Below are 22,937 nucleotides of genomic sequence, written 5' to 3' on the forward strand. Positions count from 1 at the left end.
ACCGAGCGGTGTGAACCCGCCCGGCCCAGCACACCGAAATGCCGCGGTGCCCGATGACACAACGACTGTCGCCGGGCGCTGCGGCATGTGCGTACACGGAGTACGTCAGGTCGTACGCCCGCTCCGTACGCCCCCGTACGCCTGGCACGTCCGAGTCGTACGCCGAAGCCGTACGCCGAGGGGAGCACCCCCCGGTACTGTGCGGGCCCGGGACACTGGCTCGACCGGAGTCACGGAAGGGGCCGGTCGGACCACGTGCCCAAGCACGCCGACTGAGGCCATACCCAACAAGGCCGCGCACACAAACCTGACAGGAAGCGATGTCTGACGTCTCGCGCCCTTCGCCCTCGGACACCGGCTCCGGGGCCCGCTCGGCACGTACTGCCGCCGTCATCCCGGCCGCCGGCCGGGGCGTACGTCTCGGCCCCGGTGCACCCAAGGCGCTGCGCGCGCTCAACGGCACCCCCATGCTCGTCCACGCGGTGCGCGCCATGGCCGCCTCCCGCGCGGTCTCCCTGGTGGTCGTCGTGGCCCCGCCGGACGGCGCCGCCGAGGTGAAGTCCATGCTCGACGTGCACGCGCTGCCCGAGCGGACCGACTTCCTGGTCGTGCCCGGCGGCGAGTCCCGCCAGGAGTCGGTCAGGCTCGGCCTGGACGCGCTGCCCCCCGGCTACGACATCGTCCTCGTGCACGACGCCGCCCGCCCGCTGGTCCCGGTCGACACCGTCGACGCCGTGATCGAGGCGGTCCGCGACGGCGCCCCCGCCGTGGTGCCCGCCCTGCCGCTCGCCGACACCGTCAAGGAGGTCGAGCCCGCCGCGGAGCCCGGCACGCCCGAGCCGGTCGTGGCCACCCCCGAGCGCGCCCGGCTGCGCGCGGTGCAGACCCCGCAGGGCTTCGACCGCGCCACCCTGGTCCGCGCCCACGAGACGGTCACGGACAACGTCACGGACGACGCGAGCATGATCGAGCAGCTCGGCGTCCCGGTCGTGACCGTCCCCGGCCACGAGGAGGCCTTCAAGGTCACCCGCCCCCTCGACCTGGTCCTCGCCGAGGCGGTCCTCGCCCGCAGGAGGCTCAACGATGGCTTCTGACGCACCCCTGCTGCCCCAGGTCGGCATCGGCACCGACATCCACGCCTTCGCGGAGGGCCGCGAGCTGTGGTGCGCGGGCCTGAAGTGGGAGGGCGAGGGCCCCGGCCTCGCCGGACACTCCGACGCGGACGTCGTCGCGCACGCCGCCTGCAACGCCCTGTTCTCCGCCGCGGGCCTCGGCGACCTCGGGCAGCACTTCGGCACCGGCCGCCCTGAGTGGTCGGGCGCCTCCGGAGTGACCCTGCTGACCGAGGCGGCGCGGATCGTGCGCGAGGCGGGCTTCACCATCGGCAACATCGCCGTGCAGGTCGTGGGCCCCCGCCCCAAGATCGGCAAGCGCCGCGACGAGGCCCAGAAGATCCTCTCCGAGGCCGCGGGCGCCCCCGTCTCCGTCTCCGGCGCCACCACGGACGGTCTCGGCTTCCCCGGCAGGGAAGAAGGGCTGATGGCGATCGCGACCGCGCTCGTGGCCCGGGTGACCGGCTGACTCGGCGCGAGGTGTTGTCCACAACCGTCGTGGGCACCGTATCCCGCCCACTACCCTGGACCCGTGACTATTCGCCTGTACGACACCAGCGCCCGGCAGATCCGTGACTTCACCCCGCTCACGCCGGGCTGTGTCTCGATCTACCTGTGTGGCGCCACCGTCCAGGCGGCCCCGCACATCGGCCACATCCGCTCCGGCCTGAACTTCGACATCATGCGCCGCTGGTTCGAGTACCGCGGCTACGACGTCACGTTCATCCGCAACGTCACCGACATCGACGACAAGATCATCGCCAAGGCCGCCGACCAGGGCCGCCCCTGGTGGTCCATCGGCTACGACAACGAGCGCGCGTTCAACGACGGCTACCGCGCCCTCGGCTGCCTGCCGCCCACCTACGAGCCCCGCGCCACCGGCCATGTCACCGAGATGGTCGAGATGATGCGCGGCCTCATCGAGCGCGGCCACGCCTACGAGGCCGAGGGCAACGTCTACTTCGACGTGAAGTCCTTCCCCGAGTACCTGCGCCTGTCCAACCAGGAGCTGGAGAACCTCCTGCAGCCCTCCGGCGAGGGCGAGACCGGCAAGCGGGACCCGCGCGACTTCGCCATGTGGAAGGCCGCCAAGCCGGGCGAGCCCAGCTGGGAGACGCCGTGGGGCCGCGGCCGGCCCGGCTGGCACCTGGAGTGCTCGGCGATGGCCCACAAGTACCTGGGCACCGCCTTCGACATCCACGGCGGCGGCCTGGACCTGATCTTCCCGCACCACGAGAACGAGATCGCGCAGGCCAAGGCCTACGGCGACGAGTTCGCCCGGTACTGGGTGCACAACGCCTGGGTCACCATGAGCGGCGAGAAGATGTCCAAGTCGCTCGGCAACAGCGTCCTCGTCTCCGAGATGGTCAAGCAGTGGCGGCCCGTCGTGCTGCGCTACTACCTCGGCACTCCCCACTACCGCTCGATGATCGAGTACAGCGAGGAGGCCCTGCGCGAGGCCGAGTCGGCGTACGCGCGGATCGAGGGCTTCGTGCAGCGCGTCGTCGAGCTCGCCGGGGGACCGGTCGCGCCCGCCGCCGAGGTGCCGCCGGCCTTCGCCGACGCTATGGACGACGACCTCGGTGTCCCGCAGGCGCTCGCCGTCGTCCACACCACCGTCCGGCAGGGCAACAGCGCCCTGGCCGCCGACGACAAGGACGCCGCCGTCGCCCGCCTCGCCGAGGTCCGCGCCATGCTCGGCGTCCTGGGCCTCGACCCGCTCGACCCGCACTGGGCCGGCGAGTCGGACCAGGGCGAGGATCTGCACGCCGTCGTCGACAGCCTCGTCCGCCTGGTCCTCGACCAGCGCGAGGCGGCCCGCTCCCGCAAGGACTGGGCCACCGCCGACGCCATCCGCGACCAGCTCAAGCAGTCGGGCCTCGCCATCGAGGACAGCCCGCAGGGCCCGCGCTGGAGCATCGGCCGCTGACCTCGGCGAATGTGCCGCCCGGCCTCTCGGGCGGCACACTTGCACTGACGTACGTATCGAACACCCCGAAAAGACAGGTAGTCATGGCAGCCAACAACCGCCGCATGTCCGGCAAGAAGGGCGCGCAGGTCGGCAGCGGCGGCCAGCGACGCAGGGGCCTTGAGGGCAAGGGCCCGACCCCGCCCGCCGAGATGCGCAAGGGGCACAAGAAGAACCGCATCGCCAACGTGAAGGCGAAGCAGTCGGCGCGCCGCCCCGCGCCCAAGGGCCGCGGCGGCAAGTCCGCCTCCGAGCTGGTCGTCGGCCGCAACCCGGTCGTCGAGGCGCTGCGCGGCGGCGTCCCCGCCTCCACGCTCTACGTCCAGCAGTTCATCGACAACGACGAGCGGGTCCGCGAGGCGCTCCAGCTCGCGGCCGAGCGCGGCGGGATCAACCTCATGGAGGCCCCCCGCCCCGAGCTCGACCGGATGACCAACGGCCTCAACCACCAGGGCCTGGTCCTGCAGGTCCCGCCGTACGAGTACGCCCACCCCGAGGACCTCCTCGACGCCGCCGCCGACGAGGGCGAGGACGCGCTGATCGTCGCCCTCGACGGTGTCACCGACCCGCGCAACCTCGGCGCCGTCGTCCGCTCCGTCTCCGCCTTCGGCGGCCACGGCGTGGTCGTGCCCGAGCGCCGCGCGGCCGGCATGACCGCCGGCGCCTGGAAGACGTCCGCCGGTACGGCCGCCCGTACGCCGGTCGCCCGCGCCACCAACCTGACCCGCGCGCTGGAGCACTACAAGAAGGCCGGCGTCACGGTCGTCGGCCTCGCCGCCGACGGCGAGGCCGAGCTGGGCGAGCTCCAGGCCCTGGACGGACCGGTCGTCATCGTCGTAGGCAGCGAGGGCAAGGGCCTGTCCCGGCTGGTCGGCGAGACCTGCGACTACCGCGTGCGCATCCCCATGCCGGGCGGCGCCGAGTCGCTGAACGCCGGTGTGGCGGCGGGCATCGTGCTGTACGAGGCGGCGCGCCGACGCAGCTGAACAAATGTCCGCAGGATCACCCGTACGGGGTAATCCTGGCGTGCAGGGCAAGCTTGACGGGGTCCGGACAGATCCGGCAGGTCAAAGCAGTGTCCTAACCTCGCGTCACTCGGTTAGATGAGTGTGGACACCAGAACACCCCGCACACCCACGGGGGACCGCTCGTCGGGTTTCGTTTCCGGACCCGACGACGCTCCCGCGCTGAGCATGGTGAAGGTGCCGAGCGACCCGGCGCAGATCATCGTCAACCATGCGAGTTTCCGCGTGCAGTTGGGCGCCTCCTCGCGGCGCGCCCAGTCGCCGCGGGTCGCACGGCACCTGAGCGCCACCGAGGACACCGCCCGCATCCCCGCCATCAGCGCGGCGGGTGCGGCGGCGCCCGGCGGCGCCCGCCGCCGCCCCGTCGTCTGGAGCGGCCGCTCGGCCCCCGACGACACCGGCGCCCACCGCCTGCTCCAGGCCGTGCGCACAGCGGGCGTCCGCCCCGCCGAGGAAGCCGACGCCGGCGCCACCCAGGTCATCCCGCGCGTCGACGTCACCGGCCCCGGCTACGACGACGGTTACGACGACGTCTACGACCAGCTCGACCAGACCGTCGAATCCCCGCTCGTCGGCGCTCAGCGCACCCCCGAGGGCGCCGGCACCCGCCTCCTGCCCGCCATGCGCACCGTCGGCAGCGCCTACGACGAACCCGCCTACACCGGCTACGACGAGGACCCCGACGCCGAGCCGGACACCGGCGGCACCGGCCGCCGCGGCGCCCGCTCCGGCGACGACCCCGCGCGGCACGCCTACTACCCCGGCCGCCGCATGAACCTCGGCGTCGTCCTCCTCCCGCTGCGCATCTTCCTCGGCTTCATCTCCATCTACGCCGGCATGGGCAAGCTGTGCGACCCCGTCTACTTCGACGGCGGCAAGCGCGGCTCGATGGTGAAGTGGCTCAACACCCTCCACCCGTGGGAAGTCGCCGAACCACTGCGCCAGTTCGCCCTGGAGCACCCCGTCGGCTCCGGCCTCGTCATCGCCTTCGCGCAGGTCGTCGTGGGCGTCCTGACGGTCCTGGGCTGCTGGCAGCGGGTCGCCGCCGTGTTCGGTGCGCTGCTGTCGGCCGCGCTGCTCGTCACCGTCAGCTGGAAGAGCGTCCCCGCCTACGACACCCCCGACATCATCTACCTCGCCGCCTGGTCGCCGCTGATCATCGCCGGCGCCCCCGTCTACTCCGTCGACGGCCGCGTGGCCGGCATGGCCTGGCGCCGGCTCGGACCCCGCTCCGACATCTGGGAGCTGCGCAGCTACGTCCTGCGCCGCGGCGCCCTGGTCACCGCCATCGTCACCGGGCTGACCCTGCTGCTGGGCTCGCTGCTCGGCGGCGCCGTCCGCGACGCCGACCGGATCGTCGTCCCCGGCCCCGGCGGCGTCCCGCGCAACGAGCTGCCCGGCTCGCCGCTGCCGCAGGAGCCCGCGAAGAAGCGCGCCGAGAAGAAGAGCGGCAGCCCCTCCGCCGCCACGACGCCCACCCAGGAGGCCGCCACCTCGGCCGCCCCCACCGAGGGCGCCGCGACCACGCCCGGCGCCACCACGCAGGAGACCACGGCGGGCAGCGCGCCCAGCCAGACCCAGGGCACCGTGGGCGAGGCCCCGCCGCAGCAGTCCTCCCCGGCCGAGCAGCAGCCTCCGTCCTCCACCGGCTCCGGCCCCACCTCCGGCGGCGCCACCTCCACCGGCGGCACCGGCTCCGGCGGCGACCAGCCCACCCCCGAGGAGCCCGGCCTGGTGGGCGGCCTCCTGGGCTGACGCCCTTCCCGCTGTACGACGACGGGGTCCCGCATCTTCACCGGATGCGGGACCCCGTCGTCGTACGCCCGCAGGAGCCTTGGGCGCAGGTGTCTCTAGCGGCCCAGGGCGGCCAGTTCCTTCGCGGCCTCCGTGAGGTCCTTCGCGGTGTCGATGGCGCGCCAGTAGGCGCCCTGGGGCAGCGGGAAGCCGGCCAGGCGGCGTTCACGGGCCAGGTGCGGGAACGTGGTGCGCTCGTGGTCGCCGCGCTCGGGGAGCAGGCCGGCGAACTCGGGGGAGAAGACGTAGACGCCCGCGTTGATCTCGAAGGTCGACGGCGGGGCCTCGATGAAGTCCGTGATGTGGCCGAAGCCGTCCGTCTGGACGGCGCCCCAGGGGATGCGCGGGCGGGCCAGGGCGAGCGTCGCGACGGCGTCGCGCTCGGCGTGGAAGTCGGCCATGTCCCGCAGCGAGAAGCGGGTCCAGATGTCGCCGTTGGTGGCGTACCAGGGCCGGTCCGGGTGGGGCAGGTGCGCGGCGGCGTACTTCAGGCCGCCGCCGCGGCCGAGGGGCTCCGTCTCGACGACGGTGGTGACGTTCAGCGGCAGATCCGCGGCGTCGAGCCACTTCTGGAGCACGTCGGCGAGGTGGCCGCAGCTGACGACGACGTCGGTGACGCCCTCCTCGGCGAGCCAGGCGAGCTGATGGCCGATGATCGGCGTGCCCGTGCCCGGGATCTCCACCATCGGCTTGGGGCGGTCGTCGGTGTAGGGGCGCAGGCGTGAGCCCTGGCCTCCGGCGAGGACCACGGCCTGGGTGGGGCGGGAGGCGGCGTTCGGGTCGGTCATGCCCTGACTTTACGCGGGCGTTTTTGGCGCCCACTGGGGCGGGGGGTTCTGTGCGATCGCGGCTGCGGGCCGGGTGTGGCTGGTCGCGCAGTTCCCCGCGCCCCTTTGCAGGGCGTCGGTGTTCAGCCTGTCGCGACCATCACGCCCGATGCGTACGCCGTGTCGCAGACCGGGCGGGCGAAGGACTGGGCGCGCTTGGGGCCGTAGACGCGGACGGCGGCGCGGCCGAGGGCGCGGGCGATGGACGTGCAGTGGGCGGCGAGCGAGGGGCGCTCGTCGACGGCCTGCTGGAGGTGGGTGAGGGCGATGCCGGGGTCCTTCTCCTGGAGCTCGGTCAGGAGCTGGTCGCGCAGCCGCTCGTGCGGGCGGCGCGGGGCGGCCGGCTTGGCGTCGTCGGAGACGCTGGTGTCCGACGCGGTGAGCACCGAGGTCGACGGGTCGCCCGACCAGTTGACCCGGGTCACCGCGAGGGTCCCGGAGAGCACCAGGACGACGGGAAGGACGAGGGCGAGGCTGCGGCCGATCCGGCGGGCAGGGCCCCGGCCGCGTCGCGTCTGGGTGGTGGTGGAGTGCTTCACGCTGGGCAGCGTAGCCCCTGGTGATGATTTGGCGACATTTAGTCACCGGTTCGGGGGATGAGAAGGTGCCGATTTCTGGGTAGCGGGTTGACGCTCGATGCTCGAAATGTGACGTTTGCCGGGGTATTTGTCGACAACGAAGAGGGCCCCGCAGCGTTCTGCGGGGCCCTCTTCGTCAACCTGGGTGAATTACCCGGGGTTGTTCCACTCAGTCGGACAGGCGCGCGCCGGTCGAGGTGGAGAAGACGTGCGTCTCGCCGGCCCGCGGGACGACGTGCAGCGTGCTGCCCTTCTCCGGGACGTCACGGCCGCCGACGCGGACCACGAGGTCCTTGGTCTCGCCGCCGACGTTGGCGGTGCCGTAGACGAACGCGTCGGAGCCGAGCTCCTCCACGACGTTGACGACGACCTCGACACCGAGGTTCGAGTCCGGGCCGGCCACGTCGAAGTGCTCGGGGCGGACGCCGACCGTGACCGTCTTGTCGGTGGCGGCGGAGAGCGCGTCGCGCTGCACCGGCACGACCGAGTTGCCGAACTTCACACCGCCGTCGGTGATCGGCACCTCGACCAGGTTCATGGCCGGGGAGCCGATGAAGCCGGCGACGAAGAGGTTCGCGGGCCTGTCGTACATGTTGCGCGGCGTGTCGACCTGCTGGAGCAGACCGTCCTTGAGGACCGCGACCCGGTCGCCCATGGTGAGGGCCTCGACCTGGTCGTGGGTGACGTAGACGGTGGTGATGCCGAGGCGGCGCTGCAGCGACGCGATCTGCGTACGGGTCGACACACGGAGCTTGGCGTCCAGGTTGGACAGCGGCTCGTCCATGAGGAAGACCTGCGGCTCACGCACGATCGCGCGGCCCATCGCGACACGCTGGCGCTGACCACCCGAGAGGGCCTTCGGCTTGCGGTCCAGGTACTCGGTCAGGTCGAGGATCTTCGCGGCCTCCTCGACCTTCTGGCGGATCTCCGCCTTGTTGACGCCGGCGATCTTGAGCGCGAAGCCCATGTTGTCGGCGACCGTCATGTGCGGGTACAGCGCGTAGTTCTGGAACACCATGGCGATGTCCCGGTCCTTCGGCGGCAGGTGCGTGACGTCGCGCTCCCCGATGCGGATCGCGCCGCCGTTGACGTCCTCGAGACCCGCGAGCATGCGCAGGGAGGTGGACTTGCCGCAGCCGGACGGACCGACCAGGACGAGGAACTCGCCGTCCGCGATCTCGATGTCCAGGGCGTCGACGGCGGGCTTGTCGGAACCCGGGTAGATCCGGGTCGCCTTGTCGAACGTGACAGTGGCCATGGTGAATGGGCCCCCTTCTACCGGCAGGAACGTGCCGGACGATCCGTTGTAGGAAGGTGGTTGGTGTAGTCCACGTGAGTGAACAGATCAGGACGGTACCTGCCGTTCACCAGTTCTGTCAGTACCCGGACCTCTGTGAACTTCGCGGAAATTTTCGACAGGCCGCCGCCCTGGGCTGGGTACACTGCCTGGGCGCGCTCCTGGAGTGCGCAGGCCTCCTTAGCTCAGTCCGGTCAGAGCAACGCACTTGTAATGCGTAGGTCGTCGGTTCGAATCCGACAGGGGGCTCCGGGAAAGCCCAGGTCGGAGTCGCTCCGGCCTGGGCTTCTGTCATGCGCGGCCCAGTTCTGCCAGGGCCTCGTCCGTCAGGCGGTACACCGTCCACTCGTCCTGGGGTACGGCGCCCAGGGAGCGGTAGAAGCCGATCGCGGGCTCGTTCCAGTCCAGGACGGCCCACTCCAGGCGCTGGTAGCCGCGTTCGACGCAGAGGCGGGCCAGTTCGGTGAGGAGGGCCTTGCCGTGGCCGGCGCCTCGGGCGGTGGGGCGGACGTAGAGGTCCTCCAGGTAGATGCCGTGGGTGCCGCGCCAGGTGGAGAAGTTCAGGAACCACAGGGCGAAGCCGGCGGGGTCGCCCGTGGCGTCGTCCTGGGCGATGTGGGCGTAGGCGGCGGGGCGGTCGCCGAAGAGAGCCTCGTGGAGCTGGGCCTCGGTGACCTTCACCTCGTGCGGGGCCTTCTCGTACTCGGCGAGTTCGCGGATCAGGGCGTGGATGACGGGGACGTCGGCGGGTGTCGCGGTGCGGATCATGGGCGGAGGGTAGCTCGCAGGCGGCGGGCGATCTCGAGGTTTTCAGGGGCTGGGACGTGGCCCTCCTCCGCGGCCCAGACCGCGTTCTGCAGGACCCTGGCCAGCGTCCAGGTCCGGGCCCTCGCGCGGTCCAGGGACATCTCGCCCGTCATCGTGTCGAAGCGGGGCAGGATCTCGTCCGGGTCGAAGCGGTTCAGCAGGGCGGGGAGGAGTTCGAAGCCCGGGTCGCCGGCCAGGGGCTTGGGGTCGATGGCCAGCCAGGGGGCGCGGCCGGCCGCCAGGACGTTGTCGTAGTGCAGGTCCCGGTGCAGGAGGCGGTCGCCGGGGTCGGTCGCCACCTCGGCCGCGGCCGCCGCGCAGTCGGCGAGGATGCGGCGGACCGGGTCGTACGGGATGCGGGTGAGGGCCTGCGGGGTGCGCTTCAGGAGGGCCTGCGTGAGGTCGCCGAGGGTGCGCAGGCCCGGTGGGGCCGGGAGCGCGGTGAGGCGGGTGAGCAGCCGCGCGATGATCCGGGCCGCCTCGCGGGTGTCGGGGTGGGTGGACAGGGGGCGGGTCGCGTCCAGGCGTTCCAGGAGCATGGTGCCGGTGTCCGGGTCGTGGTCGAGGAGGCGGACGGCGCCGGTGCCGGCCCAGGTGCGCAGGGCTAGGGCCTGTCGTTTGGATCATGCCGGCGTCGCGGGGTCTGGCACGCACATCTGCGGCGTTGTCGTCGGTTGCCGACTCCCCCACGCTCGAATCGAGCTCGCGCGGGGGGACCCCCATCGCGTCGACGCCCTCCTCCGCCTTGCAGCTGCACGCACCAGACCCCGCTCGACCCGGCCAAGAAGCGCAGTCCCTTTCAGCCGACCTGATCCAAACGACAGGCCCTAGGGGTTCGCCGGCCGTCTCCGGGTCCTGGAGCTGGAGCTTGAGGGCGGCCGGGGTGCCGTCGGCGCGGGCGACCGGCAGGACCAGGGCGCAGACGCCGTAGCGGGGCGGGCCGTCGGGGCTCAGGTCCCAGCGGTCCAGGTAGGTGGTGATCAGGTCGGGCAGTGCGGCGACGAAGGCGCGGCCCGCGTCGCCGTTGTACCTCGCCTGTGTCGCGGCCAGTTCCTCGGGGATGTCGGTCACCGGGCCGAGGCTAGGGCCTGTCTTCCGGATCGTGCCCCGTGCCGCCTGCGGTGGGGCGCAGCTTCACCGATCCCGGGCTGCCGCTGGAGATGGGGTGCTGTCCGCTGGTCGGAGGGGGTGTGAAAAGTGCGGAATCCGAAGGAGACACCGGCAGTGGGGACGGGTTAACGTCCGCGCCATGAGCAGCGGTGTGGTCAACGGTGGTGTCTCGTACTGGTACGCCGACGACGGGCTTCCGGCGGTGCGGGAGCCGCTCGCCGGTGACGCGTCGGCCGACGTGGTGATCGTGGGCGGCGGGTACACGGGGCTGTGGACGGCGTACTACCTGAAGAAGGCGGCGCCGTTCCTGCGCGTGACGGTGCTGGAGCAGCGGTTCTGCGGGTACGGCGCCTCCGGGCGCAACGGCGGCTGGCTGTACAACGGCATCGCCGGGCGGGACCGCTACGCGAAGCTGCACGGGCAGGACGCCGCCGTCCGGTTGCAGCGGGCCATGAACGACACCGTCGACGAGGTCGTCTCGGTCCTGGCGGCCGAGGGTGTCGAGGCCGATGTGCACCAGGGCGGCGTGCTCGAAGTGGCCTGCACTCCGGCGCAGTTGGCGCGGCTGAAGGCGTTCCACGCGCACGAGCTGTCGTACGGCGAGAAGGACCGGGAGCTGTACGGGGCGCGGGAGACGGCGCAGCGGATCCGGGTCGCGGGTGCGGTCGGGTCGTCGTGGACTCCGCACGGGGCGCGGGTGCATCCGGTGAAGCTGGTCAAGGGGCTGGCGGCCCTGGTGGAGGCGCTCGGGGTGACGATCCACGAGGCGACTCCGGTGACGGAGATCCGCCCGAAGCACGCGGTGACGCCGTACGGCACCGTCCGCGCGCCCTATGTGCTGCGCTGCACCGAGGGGTTCACCGCCTCCCTGAAGGGGCAGCGGCGCACCTGGCTGCCGATGAACTCCTCGATGGTGGTGACCGAGCCGCTGAGCGAGGAGCTGTGGGAGTCGGTGGGCTGGGCCGGGCGGGAGACGCTCGGCGACATGGCGCACGCGTACATGTACGCGCAGCGCACCGCCGACGGGCGGATCGCGCTGGGCGGGCGCGGGGTGCCGTACCGCTTCGGGTCGCGGACGGACAACGACGGCCGCACGCAGCAGGAGACGGTCGAGGCGTTGCGGGAGATCCTGGTGCGCTTCTTCCCGTCGCTGGCCGGCGTGCGGATCGAGCACGCCTGGTCGGGGGTGCTGGGGGTGCCGCGCGACTGGTGCGCGACGGTGACGCTGGACCGGTCGACGGGGCTCGGCTGGGCGGGCGGTTACGTGGGTTCCGGGGTGGCCACCGCGAATCTGGCGGGGCGGACGCTGCGGGACCTGGTGCAGCAGGACTCCGGGCAGGGCGGGCGGACCGAGCTGACCGACCTGCCGTGGGTGGGGCACAAGGTGCGCCGCTGGGAGCCGGAGCCGCTGCGGTGGCTGGGCGTGCAGGGAATGTACGCCGCGTACCGGGCGGCGGACCGGCGGGAGACGGAGCGGCACAGTGCGGGGTCGTCGCGGATCGCGCGGGTGGCGGACCGGGTGTCGGGGCGGGGCTGAGGGCGCCCTCGCTCGCGTGTCGCGGGTGTCCCTTGACGCCATTCAGGTGTCCCTCAAGTCACCTCGGTGTCCCTCAAGTCACCTCGGTGTCCCTCAAGTCACCTCGGTGTCCCTTACGTCCCCTCGGTGGCCCTTACGCCACCGACTCCGGCACCGGTCGTGCCGGTGCGGCTCCGTGAGCCGTCGGCTTCGCCTTGACCATCAGGGCCGCCACGATCCCGGCGAGGAACATGATGCCGGCGGCCCACCAGATGGCGACGGTGTAGCCGTGGACGACGGCCTGCTTGGCGATGAGGGCGCGGTCGCCGCCGGAGGCGAGGTGGGCGGTGAGGTAGGCGCTGCTGGTGGTGGTGGCGACGGTGTTCAGCAGGGCCGTGCCGATGGAGCCGCCGACCTGCTGGGAGGTGTTGACGGTTGCCGAGGTGACGCCGGAGTCCTGGGGGGCGACGCCGGCGGTCGCTGTGGAGAAGACCGGCATGAAGATCATGCCCATGCCGAGGCCCATGAGGATCAGGGCGGGCAGGATGTGGGTCGCGTAGTCGGAGTCGACCGTCAGCTGGGTGAGGACGACCATGCCGCCCGAGGCGAGCAGGGCGCCCGGGGCCATCAGGGCGCGCGGGGCGAGCCGGGGCAGCAGGCGGGCCGAGACCTGGGTCGAGCCGACGATGATCGAGGCGGTCAGGGGGAGGAAGGCGAGACCTGTCTTGACCGGGGAGTACGCCAGGACGACCTGGAGGTAGTAGGTCATGAACAGGAACAGGCCGAACATGCCGATGACGGCGAGCCCCATGGTGAGGAAGCAGCCGGCGCGGTTGCGGTCCTTGACGATGTGCAGGGGCAGCAGCGGCACGGGGGCGCGGGTCTGCCACCACACGAAGGTCGCGAGGAGTACGACTCCTGCCGCGAACAGGCCCAGGACCATGGAGTCGGTCCAGCCGCGGGGCTGGGCCTCGCTGAAGCCGTAGACGATCGAGACGAGGCCGCCGCAGCCGAGCAGGACGCCGGGCACGTCGAGGCGGGCGTCGGCGTGGCCGGGGCGGTCGTGCAGCAGGGTGAGGGCGCCGATGACGCCGACGATCGCGATGGGCACGTTGACGTACAGGCACCAGCGCCAGTCCAGGTACTCGGTGAGCAGGCCGCCGAGGATGAACCCGATCGCGGAGCCGCTGCCGGCCAGGGCGCCGTAGATCCCGAAGGCCTTTCCGCGTTCCTTGGGGTCGGTGAAGGTGGTGGTCATCAGGCTCAGCGCGGACGGCGCGAGGACGGCGGCGAAGACGCCCTGGAGGGCGCGGGCGCCGAAGAGCATGCCCGCGGTGGTGGCGGCGCCGCCGAGCGCGGAGGCGGCGGCGAAGCCGACCAGGCCGATGACGAACGTGCGACGGCGGCCGACGAGGTCGGCGATACGGCCGCCGAGCAGCAGCAGGCCGCCGAAGGCGAGGGTGTAGGCGGTGATGACCCACTGGCGGTTGCCGTCGGACATGTGCAGGGCGTGCTGTGCGGAGGGAAGCGCGATGTTCACGATGGTCGCGTCGAGGACGACCATCAGCTGGGCCAGGGCGATGACCACCAGGCCCCACCAGCGGTGGGGGTCGGCCTCCGCCCTGTCGGCTGTCCGCGTGCCGCTCATTCGGCCAGCAGACCATGGATCGGGGCGGGTCGCATCCGGTGGGTTCTTGTCGGCGGTCATGGGTGCCTCGGGAGTGTGTTCGGGTCGGGTGAGGGCTCCGGGCGGAGTCAGGGGGCCTTTCCGGGCGGCCGGTCAGGGCGCCGGAGGGAGTCAGGGGGACGTTTCTGGGCTGCCGGTCAGGGCGCCGGAGGGAGTCAGGGGGAGGTTTCCGGGCTGCCGGTCAGGGCGTCAGAGGGAGTCAGGGGGAGGTTCCGGGCTGCCGGTCAGGGCTCCAGGACGACCTTTCCGGTGGTGCCGCGGTTCTCCAGGGCGCGGTGGGCGGCGGCCGCCTCGGCGAGCGGGAAGCGCTGGACGGCCGGGGTGAGGCGGCCTGCGGCGGCTTCGGTGAGGGCGCGCAGTTCGAGGGTGCGGAGCGGGTCGGGTCCGCCCGCGCGGGCGAGCATCACCGGGCCGAGGACGTTCTCGGAGACGCCGTCGACGAAGTGGCCCTTGCCGTCCTTGATGCCCTCGGCGGACCAGCCGAAGACGAGGTGGCGGCCGCCGGGGCCGAGCAGGGCGACGCTCTCGCGGGCGATGTCGCCGCCGACACCGTCCAGGACGAGGGTGGCCGCCCGGCCGCCGAGGTGGGCGCGGACCTTGTCGGGCCAGGCCCGGTCCGTGTAGTCGACGGCGAGGTCGGCGCCGTTGTCGCGGACGCGGGCGGCCTTCTCGGGGCCGCCGGCGAGGCCGATGACGGTGGCGCCGGTGCGCTTGGCGTACTGCACGAGCAGGGTGCCGATGCCGCCGGCCGCGGCGGGGACGACGACCACCGCGTCGGGGCCGAGGTCGGCGAACTGCAGGATGCCCATCGCGGTGCGGCCGGTGCCGATCATGGCGACGGCCTCGGCGAAGCCGAGGTTGTCCGGGATCTCGTGGACACGCTCGACCTCGGTGACGGCCAGCTCGGCGTACCCGCCGGGCACGAAGCCCAGATGGGCGACCACGCGCTTGCCGAGCCACAGTCCTGCCACGCCCTCGCCGAGCGACTCGACGACACCCGCGACCTCCCGGCCGGGGATCGTGGGCAGTTCGGTCGGCACGGGGGCCGGGCCGCCCTGGAAGCCCTCGCGCAGGGCGGTGTCGAGGAGGTGGACGCCGGCGGCACGGACACGGATGCGGAGCCGGCCCGGGCCGGGACGCGGATCCTCCACCTCCTCGTACGTCAGGTTCTCGGCCGGGCCGAAGGTGTGCAGGCGGACGGCGTGCATGGGATCCCCCAGAGGCTTGGCGTGGCGACGGGGCCCACTCTTCTTCCTCAAGCGTGCTTGAGGTCAAGGGCGTTGCGGCCGAGCATCAGCGACACGGCGGTCAGCGCGCTGTTGAAGGACACCTCGGACAGCACGCCGGGCGCCGCCACCTGGTCGCCGACGAGGTACACGCCGTCGCCGCGGTCCACCGCGGGCCGGTCGCGCCAGCTCGTGCCGGGCAGGTCGACCGCGCCCGTACGGCCCTGTGCGACGGCCTCGCGGCGCCAGGTGACGCGCTCGCGCCAGCCCGGGAAGCCCAGGTCGAGCAGTTCCTCGGCGCGGGCGACGCCCCGCGCGCGCGGGGCGTCCGGCGCGATGGGGATCTGGCCCTGGATCAGCTGCTCACCGGCCGGGGCGAGGGTGCGGTCCTGCGCGGTGAAGCGCTCGATCCAGCCCGGCGCGTCCAGGTCCGACACGGCGAACGCGTCGCCGCGCCGGGTCCGTACGGCGAGGTCGACGAGCACGGTACGGCCGCTCGGCCAGGTCAGCGAGTCGTCGCCGAGCAGTCGGCGGGCGGCGTCCAGGGAGGTGGCGACGATGACGGGCGTATCGGTCGGCAGGGTGTCGACGCGCGACAGGGTTTCCATCCGCACCCCGAGGTTCCAGGCGCGGGCGGCCATCCGGTCGATGACGGCACCCCAGCCGCCGCGCGGGTAGTGCGCCTCCGGCGGCAGCTTGGTCGCCCGGCGCAGCCGCTCCTGCACGAACGCCGCGGACAGTGAGCCGGGGTCGTGGTGGAACAGGGCGACGGCCGCGTAGTGGGCGGCGGCCCGGGCGCCCTCCTCGCCCGCCTCCCGTGTCGCCCAGGTCAGGAAGTCCTGGTCCACGGGCGCCTGCGCGGCGCTGCGGCGCAGCAGCTTGAGCATGGCGAAGGGCGGGGTGCGGCGCAGTACGCCGTGGTGCCGCAGCCGCAGCCGCGCGGCCTCCAGGGGCGGCAGCGGCGCGAGCGGCCCGATCAGGTCGCGGCGCCGCAGCCAGGTCCAGTGCGGGCCGCCGTTGTACAGGGCGTGGGGGCCTTCGTTGGTCCGGTACGGGCCCTCGGCGGTGCGGGCCCGCCCGCCGAGGGTGTGGTGCGCCTCGTACACGGTGACCCGGGCGCCCGCCTCGGCTGCGGTGATGGCCGCGGTGAGTCCGGCGAAGCCGCCGCCGACGACAGTGATGCGGTGCATGGCTGGGGTCTCCCTCTGCTGGGGTTCGCCTGTCACTCCTTACGACGGCGCGGACGGGTGGAAATGTGACAACGGGCCCGCGGGAGGGGGCTTTGCGCAGGTCAGGGCGATTGTCAGTGGCGGGGTGCACGATGGGGGCATGGCGAGTGGACGGGTGGGACGGGACGGAAGGGCCGGCATTACGGCGGTGAAGGGGGCGCGGCGACCGGAACTGCGCCTGCCCCCGCTGGAGCGGTGGGACGGCGGCCCGCTGCAGCCGGACGGGGACTACGACGGCCTGGAGCTGAAGGAGGCGGACCTCGCGGGGCAGGACGGCGCGGGCGCCCGCTTCATGGACTGCGCGCTGACGGGCTGCGCGCTGGACGAGACGCGGCTGCACCACGCCCGCTTCCTGGACTCGGTCCTCACCGACGTGCGCGGCGTCGGCACGGACCTGGCCGAGGCGACCCTGCGCGACGTCGAGCTGCTGGGCGCCCGCCTGGGCGGCACCCAATTGCACGGCGCCGTCCTGGAGCGTGTCGTGGTCCGCGGCGGCAAGCTCGACTTCCTCAACTTCCGCGCGGCCCGCCTCAAGGACGTCGTCTTCGACGGCTGCGTGCTGATCGAGCCGGACTTCGCCGGCGCCCACCTGGAGCGCGTCGAGTTCCTCGACTGCGCCCTGAAGGAGGCCGACCTCACCTCGGCCACCCTGAAGGACGTCGACCTGCGCGGGGCGGCTCCGCTGGAGATCGCCCGCGGGGTGGACCGGCTCTCGGGCGCGGTGATCAGCCCGGCGCAACTGCTGGACCTGGCGCCGGTGCTGGCGGCGGAGCTGGGGGTGCGGGTGGAGGCCTGAGGAAGTCAGCTCACGCGGGGGAAGCGGGCCTGGAGGGTCCAGATCGCCGGGTTCTCGCCCAGGTCCTCGTGCAGGTCGACCAGGTCGGCGATCAGGTCGTGCAGGAAGTCCCGGGCCTCGCGGCGCAGCTCGGTGTGGGAGAAGGTCAGCGGTGCCTCCTCGGCCGGCATCCAGTCGGCCTCGATGTCGACCCACCCGAACCTCCGCTCGAAGAGCATCCGGTCCGTGGACTCGGTGAAGTCCAGCTCGGCGTACTGGGGCCGGGAGGCCCGGGAGCCTGCCGGGTCCTGGTCGACGCGCTCGACGATGTCGCACAGCGCCCACGCGAAGTCGAGCACCGGCACCCATCCCCAGGCTGTGGACAACTCCCGGTCGCTCTCGGTGTCGGCGAGGTAGACGTCCCCGCAGAACAGGTCGTGCCGCAGCGCGTGCACGTCCGCCCGCCGGTAGTCCGTCTGCGGCGGGTCCGGGAAGCGGTTGGAGAGGGCGTAGCCGATGTCGAGCACGTAGGTGATGGTGTCACGGGCCGAGGGGCGCGGATTCCACGCCCAGGGGTCCGGCGTGCGCGTGCCCAGGGTCCGGCAGTCGGGCGCCCAGGAGTCCGGCATGCGCGCGCCTAGGGTCCGGCAGTCGGGCGCCCAGGGGTCCGGCGTGCGCGCGCCTAGGGTCCGGCAGTCGGGCGCCCAGGGGTCCGGCGTGCGCGTGCCCAGGGTCCGGCAGTCGGGCGCCCAGGAGTCCGGCGTGCGCGTGCCCAGGGTCCGGCATTCGCGCGCTCAGGGGCCGGGTGCGCGCGCCCATAGGATCATGCCCGTGTCCCGATTCGTGCCCGTTGTTCCCGCCGTGGCCCTCTCCACGAGCCTAGCTCTCGCCCTCACCGCGTGCGGCGGCGGTGTGCAGGGCACCCCAGGCGGCGCGGGGCTGCGCGATCCGTACTTCCCCAAGGCGGGCAACGGCGGCTACGACGTCACCCACTACGCCCTCGACCTCGCCTACGACCCCGCCCGCCGCCGGCTCACCGGCACGGCCGCGCTCACGGCCCGCGCCACCCAGGATCTGTCCGCCTTCGACCTCGACCTGAAGGGCCTGGACGTCACCGAGGTCGAGGTCGACGGGAAGCAGGCGCACTGGAACCGGGCCGGGCAGGAGCTGACCGTCCGCCCGCACGGGGAGCTCCGCGAGGGCGGCACGTTCCGGGTCACCGTCCGCTACGGCGGCACGCCCGAGACCCTCACCGACCCGGACGGCTCACGCGAGGGCTGGCTGCCCACCGCCGACGGCGCCCTCGCACTGGGCGAGCCGGTGGGCTCCGCGGCGTGGTTCCCCGGCAACCACCACCCTTCCGACAAGGCGCCGTACGACATCACGGTCACCGTGCCGCGCGGCCTGACGGCGGTGTCCAACGGCGAACTGGTGCGCAGGCGCGCGGGCAAGGACCGTACGACGTTCGTGTGGCACACGGGCGAGCCCATGGCGAGCTATCTCGCCACCGTCGCGATCGGCCGCTACGACGTCAGCCGGACGACGGCGCGGGACGGGCTGCCGGTGTACACCGCCGTGGACCCGACGCAGACGCGGGCGAGCCGGGCCGTGCTGGCCCGGCTGCCCGAGGTGGTGGCGTGGGCGCAGGACACCTTCGGGCCGTACCCGTTCACGTCCACCGGGGCGATCGTCGAGCGGGACGGGGACGTGGGCTACGCCCTGGAGACGCAGAACCGGCCGGTGTTCCCGGGCGCGCCGGACGTGCCGCTGCTGGTCCATGAGCTGGCCCACCAGTGGTACGGCGACTCGGTCACCCCGCGGACCTGGCGGGACATCTGGCTCAACGAGGGCTTCGCGACGTACGCGGAGTGGCTGTGGGCGGAGGAGCACGGCGGCGACAGCGCGCAGCGCACCTTCGAGCGGCTGTACGCGCAGGGCGAGGACCTCTACCCGGACCTGTGGGCGTTCCCGCCCGCGCGCCCGGACAGCGCCGAGCACCTCTCCGGCGACCCGGTCTACCAGCGGGGCGCGATGGTGCTGCACAAGCTGCGGCAGCGGCTCGGCGACGACGCCTTCCGCACGCTGCTGCGCGGCTGGGCGGGCGCCCACCGCCACGGCACGGCCGACACCGCCGACTTCACGGCGTACGTGGAGCGGCAGGCGCCGGGGACGGACCTCTCCGACGTCTGGCGGGAATGGCTGTACGGCGACGGAAAGCCGGGCCGCCCCTGAGGGACGACCCGGCTCGGCATCACCGTGGGAGGGAACGTCAGTTGACGTTGATGCCCTTCCAGGCGGCGGCGACCGCGTTGTACTCGGCGCTGCCCGCGCCGTACAGGTCGCGCGCGGCGTTCAGGGTGCCGACGCGGGCGCCCGCGTAGTCGGTGGTGGAGGTGAAGTAGGTGGTCAGGGCCTTGTACCAGATCTGCTCGGCCTTGGCGCGGCCGATGCCGGTGACCGTGGAGCCGTCGTAGGTGGGGGAGTTGTAGCTGACGCCGTTGATGGTCTTGGCGCCGCTGCCCTCGGACAGCAGGTAGAAGAAGTGGTTGGCCGGGCCCGAGGAGTAGTGCACGTCGAGGCGGCCGACGCCGGAGGACCAGTAGTCGGCGGAGTTGCCGTCCTTGCTGGGCTTGTCCATGTAGCGCAGCGGGGTGCCGTTGCCCCGGATGTCGATCTTCTCGCCGATCAGGTAGTCGCCCTGGTCGGAGGAGTTGCCCGCGAAGAACTCCACGGACGTGCCGAAGATGTCGGAGGTGGCCTCGTTCAGGCCGCCGGACTCGCGGCGGTAGTTGAGGCCGGCCGTGGACGCGGTCAGGCCGTGGCTCATCTCGTGGCCGGCCACGTCGAGCGAGGTGAGCGGCTTGAGGTTGCCCGCGCCGTCGCCGTACGTCATGCAGAAGCACTGGTCGGACCAGAAGGCGTTGTTGTAGGCGTTGCCGTAGTGGACGCGGCTGTAGGCGGCCTTGCCGTCGTTGCGGATGCCGTTGCGGTTGAAGGCCGTCTTGTAGTAGTCCCAGGTGACCTGGGCGCCGTAGGCGGCGTCGACGGCGGCGGTCTGCCGGTTGGTGGGCGAGCCGTTGCCCCAGACGTCGTCGGCGTCGTTGAAGAGCGTGCCGGTGCCGGACGTCCCGCCGTTGAGGTCGTACGTCTTGTGGCCGCCGCGACCGGAGTCGGTGAGGTCGTAGCCGCCGGCGGCCGGGGTGCTGCCGACGGTGACGGTGCCGCTGTACTGGCTGGTGCCGGTGCCCGTCTCGATGGCCTCGAAGGAGTGCAGCTGCTTGCCGGTGGCGGCGTCGGTGATGATGTGCAGCTCGCTCGGGGTGCCGTCGTGCTGGAGGCCGTGGACGACGGACTCGTAGGCCAGGACGGGCTTGGCGCCGGCGGCCCAGACCACCTTGCGGGCGGTGGCGGAGGTGCCGTCCTCGGCGGCGGCGAGCGCCGACTTCTTCGCCGCGGTCGCCGATATCGCGGCGTCGGTGGACGCCACGGCTATCCGGGCCTTGGTGGCCTTGGTGACGCTCTTGAGGGCGCCGCCCTTCGCCTCGTGCGTGATCAGGTCGCCGCCGAGGACGGGGAGACCGGCGTAGGTGCGCTCGTAGCGGGTGTGGACCGTGCCGTCGGCGTCCTTGACGACATCGCGGACGACGAGCTTCTCCTGGGTGCCGAGGCCCAGTTCACGGGCGGTCGAGGCGGCCCGGTCCTGGGCGGTGGCGATGGCGGTGGCGCGCGCGGACGCGGTCAGCGGGAGGGCCGCGGAGGTGGAGGCTGGCTCGGGGGCGGCCGCGGTGGCGGCGCCGCTCTGCGTCGCGAGGACGACCATCGCGGCCGAGCCGATCAGGGCGGCGGCACGCAGGACGGTCGTACGGGGAGTGCGGGTGGCGTGGGACTGCAGTCTCACTCGGTCTCCTTGGTCACCGGCCTCTGGGGGGAGGCACAGGCTGTGGGCTGCGCCTCATGGGGTGAGGCACAGGTGGGGCACAGATTGCGGCGGCGAGGAGAGAGTGACACCTGCACCGGTCTGTTTGACAGACCGCCGTCAAGACTTTACGTGTTCGTATCCGAAAGCCGTGGTGGCACCTCCGTTATCCGGACGTACGAGGGGCCCCAACTGCGCTTTTGTCAGCCGGAGTTGCCGATCGGTCCGGCATTGGTCCGGTCCAAGTCGTCCAGCAGTCGAGCGAGTTCCGGCGGCCACACCGGCTCGGCCTCCTCGGTCAGTTCCTCGCGCGTCCACCACCGCCAGGTGAGGATCTTGTCCTCGGCGTGCGCGGCGGCCAGATGGGGGCCGGTGGGCTCGCGGCGGGGGCCGTGGGCGACGTAGATGTGCTCGTGCTGGCGGACGGGGCCGACCGCGTGCGTGAAGTCGTGCTCCCAGGTGGTGAGCAGCGGCCCCGGCTCCAGATCCGTCCAGCCGGTCTCCTCGCTCAGCTCGCGCAGAGCGCCCTCGCGCGGGGACTCGCCGGGCTCCAGACCGCCGCCGGGCATGGCCCAGTGGACGCCGACCTCGACGTTGTCGTACCGGAACAGGAAGACCGCGCCGTCGGGATCCAGGACGGCGACTCGGGCGGCACGGCGGGGGGTGCGCGGCGGTTCAGCCGGCGACTCGCGAGCCGGGTCCCTCAGCGGCTCCCTCAGTGGCTCGCGCAGCGGCTCACCCAGCGGTTTGCGCAGCACCGCGCAGGGGCGGCCCCGTTCGCGGTCCGGGCGCCGGCCGATCACCTCGTGGCCGAGCGCGGTCCAGAACGCCAGCGCCTTGGGGTTGTTCTCCAGCACGGCGAGCCGTACGGCGTCACGCCCGGCCGCGCGGAAGCGGTCCTCGACGAGGCCGGCGAGCTGCCTGCCGTGTCCCTGCCGGCGGACACCGCTGTCGACCATCAGCAGCCCGATCCACGGGTCCGGGTCGGCCGGGTCCGGGTGGTGCGCCAGCGTGACGGCGATCCCCACCAGCCGCCCCTGACTGCGCGCCAGCAGCACCTCGGCGTCCGGGTGGGCGAGTTCACCGGCGAGCGCGGCCGCGACCTGCTCCGGGCTGATGTCGTCCGGGTCGGGGAAGTCACCGCTCAGCGCGAAGAACTCGTGGTTCGAGGCGTACAGCGCGGTCAGTTCGGTGAGGAGGGGGCCGGGGATGTCCTGGCCGGGCGGGACGTCCAGCTGTTCGAGGATCATGCCGGGACGCTACCGCGAGGCTCGTGCGGTCAGGACGGATCGGGCCGGGCCCGTACAGGAGGACCCCCGGCCGGGGCCGGGGGTCCTCACCGCGTGGGGCGTCCGTCAGACGTCAGACGTTGACGCCGAAGTCCTGCGCGATGCCCGCGAGGCCCGAGGCGTAGCCCTGGCCGACGGCGCGGAACTTCCACTCGGCGCCGTTGCGGTACAGCTCGCCGAAGACCATGGCCGTCTCCGTGGCCGCGTCCTCCGACAGGTCGTAGCGCGCGATCTCGGCGCCGCCGGCCTGGTTGAGGATGCGGATGTAGGCGTTGCGGACCTGGCCGAAGTTCTGCGAGCGGTTCTCGGCGTCGTAGATGGAGACCGGGAAGACGATCTTGTCGATGTCGGCCGGGAGGGCCGCCAGGTTGACGTTGATCGCCTCGTCGTCGCCCGCGCCCTCGCCGGTGCGGTTGTCACCGGTGTGGACGATGGTGTTGTCCGGGGTCTGCTTGTTGTTGAAGAAGACGAAGTGGGCGTCGGAGTAGACCTTGCCCTGACCGTTGACCGCGATCGCGGAGGCGTCGAGGTCGAAGTCCGTGCCGGTGGTGGTGCGGACGTCCCAGCCGAGGCCCACGGTGACGGCGGTCAGGCCCGGAGCTTCCTTGGTGAGCGAGACGTTGCCGCCCTTGGACAGGCTTACAGCCATTGTTGGGAGTCCCTTCCCTCGTTGCGTACGACGAACCTACAGCTACCCCAATGAACGCCCGAGGAGGTGCCATAGGTTCCAGGTGTCTTTACTTTCTTTACCGGGTCGTGCCCGCCGGGGATATTCGGGTG

Annotated in this window: 19 protein-coding genes, 1 tRNA gene and 2 pseudogenes; 9 read left to right on the plus strand and 13 right to left on the minus strand. The window is 72.5% G+C overall.

The window, feature by feature from the left end; genetic code table 11:
- The first annotated feature begins 320 nt into the window (after positions 1-320).
- From ispD to ACIQ6Y_RS22700, 5 genes are all read left to right on the plus strand, one after another.
- Positions 321-1,094: a 2-C-methyl-D-erythritol 4-phosphate cytidylyltransferase gene (gene ispD, locus ACIQ6Y_RS22680; RefSeq protein WP_404041752.1), complete on the plus strand. Its 774-nt coding sequence runs from the start codon at positions 321-323 to the stop codon at positions 1,092-1,094.
- Positions 1,084-1,581, plus strand: coding sequence for a 2-C-methyl-D-erythritol 2,4-cyclodiphosphate synthase (gene ispF, locus ACIQ6Y_RS22685; RefSeq protein ID WP_404041754.1), 498 nt, complete (start codon positions 1,084-1,086; stop codon positions 1,579-1,581). Before ispD ends, ispF begins: the two co-directional genes overlap by 11 nt.
- A 63-nt stretch (positions 1,582-1,644) precedes the next feature.
- Positions 1,645-3,042: a cysteine--tRNA ligase gene (gene cysS / locus ACIQ6Y_RS22690; protein WP_404041756.1), complete on the plus strand. Its 1,398-nt coding sequence runs from the start codon at positions 1,645-1,647 to the stop codon at positions 3,040-3,042.
- Between the two features lie 83 nt (positions 3,043-3,125).
- Positions 3,126-4,067 (plus strand): 23S rRNA (guanosine(2251)-2'-O)-methyltransferase RlmB, encoded by a 942-nt coding sequence (gene rlmB / locus ACIQ6Y_RS22695; protein ID WP_404041757.1) that lies wholly within the window; start codon positions 3,126-3,128, stop codon positions 4,065-4,067.
- 117 nt (positions 4,068-4,184) lie between these two features.
- Positions 4,185-5,861: a DoxX family membrane protein gene (locus tag ACIQ6Y_RS22700; protein ID WP_404041759.1), complete on the plus strand. Its 1,677-nt coding sequence runs from the start codon at positions 4,185-4,187 to the stop codon at positions 5,859-5,861.
- 95 nt (positions 5,862-5,956) lie between these two features.
- Here the strand turns inward: ACIQ6Y_RS22700 and ACIQ6Y_RS22705 are convergent, their stop codons facing one another.
- The 3 genes from ACIQ6Y_RS22705 to ACIQ6Y_RS22715 form a co-directional block, all read right to left on the minus strand.
- Positions 5,957-6,688 (minus strand): NDP-sugar synthase, encoded by a 732-nt coding sequence (locus tag ACIQ6Y_RS22705; RefSeq protein WP_404041761.1) that lies wholly within the window; start codon positions 6,686-6,688, stop codon positions 5,957-5,959.
- Between the two features lie 122 nt (positions 6,689-6,810).
- The gene (locus tag ACIQ6Y_RS22710; RefSeq protein ID WP_404041763.1) at positions 6,811-7,266 is read right to left on the minus strand and encodes a hypothetical protein; all 456 of its coding nucleotides are present in this window, start codon (positions 7,264-7,266) and stop codon (positions 6,811-6,813) included.
- Positions 7,267-7,474: 208 nt separating this feature from the next.
- A complete protein-coding gene (locus ACIQ6Y_RS22715) occupies positions 7,475-8,563 on the minus strand; it encodes an ABC transporter ATP-binding protein (protein ID WP_404041764.1) in 1,089 nt (362 codons plus the stop codon).
- Between the two features lie 213 nt (positions 8,564-8,776).
- On the opposite strand from ACIQ6Y_RS22715, the gene ACIQ6Y_RS22720 reads away from it, so the two are divergent.
- Positions 8,777-8,851 (plus strand) — tRNA-Thr (locus ACIQ6Y_RS22720).
- A gap of 42 nt (positions 8,852-8,893) precedes the next feature.
- On the opposite strand, the gene ACIQ6Y_RS22725 is transcribed toward ACIQ6Y_RS22720, so the two are convergent.
- The 3 genes and pseudogenes from ACIQ6Y_RS22725 to ACIQ6Y_RS22735 form a co-directional block, all read right to left on the minus strand.
- On the minus strand, positions 8,894-9,370 hold the full coding sequence (locus tag ACIQ6Y_RS22725) for a GNAT family N-acetyltransferase (protein ID WP_404041765.1): 477 nt from the start codon (positions 9,368-9,370) through the stop codon (positions 8,894-8,896).
- Positions 9,367-10,017, minus strand: a pseudogene (locus ACIQ6Y_RS22730) (aminoglycoside phosphotransferase family protein); the annotation flags it as partial. The pseudogene ACIQ6Y_RS22730 and the gene ACIQ6Y_RS22725, both read right to left, overlap by 4 nt.
- A gap of 223 nt (positions 10,018-10,240) precedes the next feature.
- Positions 10,241-10,480: pseudogene (locus ACIQ6Y_RS22735) on the minus strand (hydroxyurea phosphotransferase); the annotation flags it as partial.
- 178 nt (positions 10,481-10,658) lie between these two features.
- On the opposite strand from ACIQ6Y_RS22735, the gene ACIQ6Y_RS22740 reads away from it, so the two are divergent.
- A complete protein-coding gene (locus tag ACIQ6Y_RS22740; RefSeq protein ID WP_404041766.1) occupies positions 10,659-12,056 on the plus strand; it encodes an NAD(P)/FAD-dependent oxidoreductase in 1,398 nt (465 codons plus the stop codon).
- A 133-nt stretch (positions 12,057-12,189) separates the two neighbouring features.
- On the opposite strand, the gene ACIQ6Y_RS22745 is transcribed toward ACIQ6Y_RS22740, so the two are convergent.
- The 3 genes from ACIQ6Y_RS22745 to ACIQ6Y_RS22755 form a co-directional block, all read right to left on the minus strand.
- On the minus strand, positions 12,190-13,683 hold the full coding sequence (locus ACIQ6Y_RS22745; RefSeq protein WP_404041767.1) for an MFS transporter: 1,494 nt from the start codon (positions 13,681-13,683) through the stop codon (positions 12,190-12,192).
- 263 nt (positions 13,684-13,946) lie between these two features.
- Positions 13,947-14,930, minus strand: a complete 984-nt coding sequence (locus ACIQ6Y_RS22750; RefSeq protein ID WP_404041768.1) for a zinc-binding dehydrogenase — start codon at positions 14,928-14,930, stop codon at positions 13,947-13,949.
- A gap of 47 nt (positions 14,931-14,977) precedes the next feature.
- Complete coding sequence (locus ACIQ6Y_RS22755) at positions 14,978-16,138, minus strand: FAD-dependent oxidoreductase (RefSeq protein ID WP_404041769.1); 1,161 nt, start codon at positions 16,136-16,138, stop codon at positions 14,978-14,980.
- Between the two features lie 139 nt (positions 16,139-16,277).
- Between ACIQ6Y_RS22755 and ACIQ6Y_RS22760 the strand changes: the two genes are divergently transcribed.
- Positions 16,278-16,973, plus strand: a complete 696-nt coding sequence (locus ACIQ6Y_RS22760; protein ID WP_404041770.1) for a pentapeptide repeat-containing protein — start codon at positions 16,278-16,280, stop codon at positions 16,971-16,973.
- Between the two features lie 5 nt (positions 16,974-16,978).
- Here ACIQ6Y_RS22760 and ACIQ6Y_RS22765 read toward each other — a convergent pair whose 3' ends face one another.
- Complete coding sequence (locus ACIQ6Y_RS22765; RefSeq protein WP_404042154.1) at positions 16,979-17,479, minus strand: hypothetical protein; 501 nt, start codon at positions 17,477-17,479, stop codon at positions 16,979-16,981.
- Between the two features lie 298 nt (positions 17,480-17,777).
- Here ACIQ6Y_RS22765 and ACIQ6Y_RS22770 point away from each other — a divergent pair, with 298 nt between their 5' ends.
- Positions 17,778-19,184 carry a M1 family metallopeptidase gene (locus tag ACIQ6Y_RS22770; RefSeq protein WP_404041771.1) on the plus strand — a complete coding sequence of 469 codons (1,407 nt, stop codon included), beginning with the start codon at positions 17,778-17,780 and terminating at the stop codon, positions 19,182-19,184.
- A 37-nt stretch (positions 19,185-19,221) separates the two neighbouring features.
- On the opposite strand, the gene ACIQ6Y_RS22775 is transcribed toward ACIQ6Y_RS22770, so the two are convergent.
- The 3 genes from ACIQ6Y_RS22775 to ACIQ6Y_RS22785 form a co-directional block, all read right to left on the minus strand.
- Complete coding sequence (locus ACIQ6Y_RS22775; protein WP_404042155.1) at positions 19,222-20,772, minus strand: M4 family metallopeptidase; 1,551 nt, start codon at positions 20,770-20,772, stop codon at positions 19,222-19,224.
- Positions 20,773-21,071: 299 nt separating this feature from the next.
- Positions 21,072-22,118 (minus strand): GNAT family N-acetyltransferase, encoded by a 1,047-nt coding sequence (locus ACIQ6Y_RS22780; protein WP_404041772.1) that lies wholly within the window; start codon positions 22,116-22,118, stop codon positions 21,072-21,074.
- A 112-nt stretch (positions 22,119-22,230) separates the two neighbouring features.
- On the minus strand, positions 22,231-22,806 hold the full coding sequence (locus ACIQ6Y_RS22785) for a TerD family protein (protein ID WP_404041773.1): 576 nt from the start codon (positions 22,804-22,806) through the stop codon (positions 22,231-22,233).
- Positions 22,807-22,937 lie beyond the last annotated feature (131 nt).

Origin of the sequence: Streptomyces sp. NPDC096205 (genome assembly GCF_044763135.1) — a bacterium.
Classification (GTDB): Bacteria; Actinomycetota; Actinomycetes; order Streptomycetales; family Streptomycetaceae; genus Streptomyces.

Bases quoted from the DNA above. Each gene is read 5' to 3' on its own strand.
- ACIQ6Y_RS22760 (WP_404041770.1), top strand. From the start codon at position 16,278: ATGGCGAGTGGACGGGTGGGACGGGACGGAAGGGCCGGCATTACGGCG.
- ACIQ6Y_RS22740 (WP_404041766.1), top strand. From the start codon at position 10,659: ATGAGCAGCGGTGTGGTCAACGGTGGTGTCTCGTACTGGTACGCCGAC.
- ispD (WP_404041752.1), top strand. From the start codon at position 321: ATGTCTGACGTCTCGCGCCCTTCGCCCTCGGACACCGGCTCCGGGGCC.
- ispF (WP_404041754.1), top strand. From the start codon at position 1,084: ATGGCTTCTGACGCACCCCTGCTGCCCCAGGTCGGCATCGGCACCGAC.
- ACIQ6Y_RS22750 (WP_404041768.1), bottom strand. From the start codon at position 14,930: ATGCACGCCGTCCGCCTGCACACCTTCGGCCCGGCCGAGAACCTGACG.
- ACIQ6Y_RS22715 (WP_404041764.1), bottom strand. From the start codon at position 8,563: ATGGCCACTGTCACGTTCGACAAGGCGACCCGGATCTACCCGGGTTCC.
- ACIQ6Y_RS22770 (WP_404041771.1), top strand. From the start codon at position 17,778: ATGCCCGTGTCCCGATTCGTGCCCGTTGTTCCCGCCGTGGCCCTCTCC.
- rlmB (WP_404041757.1), top strand. From the start codon at position 3,126: ATGGCAGCCAACAACCGCCGCATGTCCGGCAAGAAGGGCGCGCAGGTC.
- ACIQ6Y_RS22780 (WP_404041772.1), bottom strand. From the start codon at position 22,118: ATGATCCTCGAACAGCTGGACGTCCCGCCCGGCCAGGACATCCCCGGC.
- ACIQ6Y_RS22725 (WP_404041765.1), bottom strand. From the start codon at position 9,370: ATGATCCGCACCGCGACACCCGCCGACGTCCCCGTCATCCACGCCCTG.
- ACIQ6Y_RS22705 (WP_404041761.1), bottom strand. From the start codon at position 6,688: ATGACCGACCCGAACGCCGCCTCCCGCCCCACCCAGGCCGTGGTCCTC.
- ACIQ6Y_RS22745 (WP_404041767.1), bottom strand. From the start codon at position 13,683: ATGAGCGGCACGCGGACAGCCGACAGGGCGGAGGCCGACCCCCACCGC.
- ACIQ6Y_RS22775 (WP_404042155.1), bottom strand. From the start codon at position 20,772: ATGGTCGTCCTCGCGACGCAGAGCGGCGCCGCCACCGCGGCCGCCCCC.
- ACIQ6Y_RS22755 (WP_404041769.1), bottom strand. From the start codon at position 16,138: ATGCACCGCATCACTGTCGTCGGCGGCGGCTTCGCCGGACTCACCGCG.
- ACIQ6Y_RS22785 (WP_404041773.1), bottom strand. From the start codon at position 22,806: ATGGCTGTAAGCCTGTCCAAGGGCGGCAACGTCTCGCTCACCAAGGAA.
- ACIQ6Y_RS22700 (WP_404041759.1), top strand. From the start codon at position 4,185: ATGAGTGTGGACACCAGAACACCCCGCACACCCACGGGGGACCGCTCG.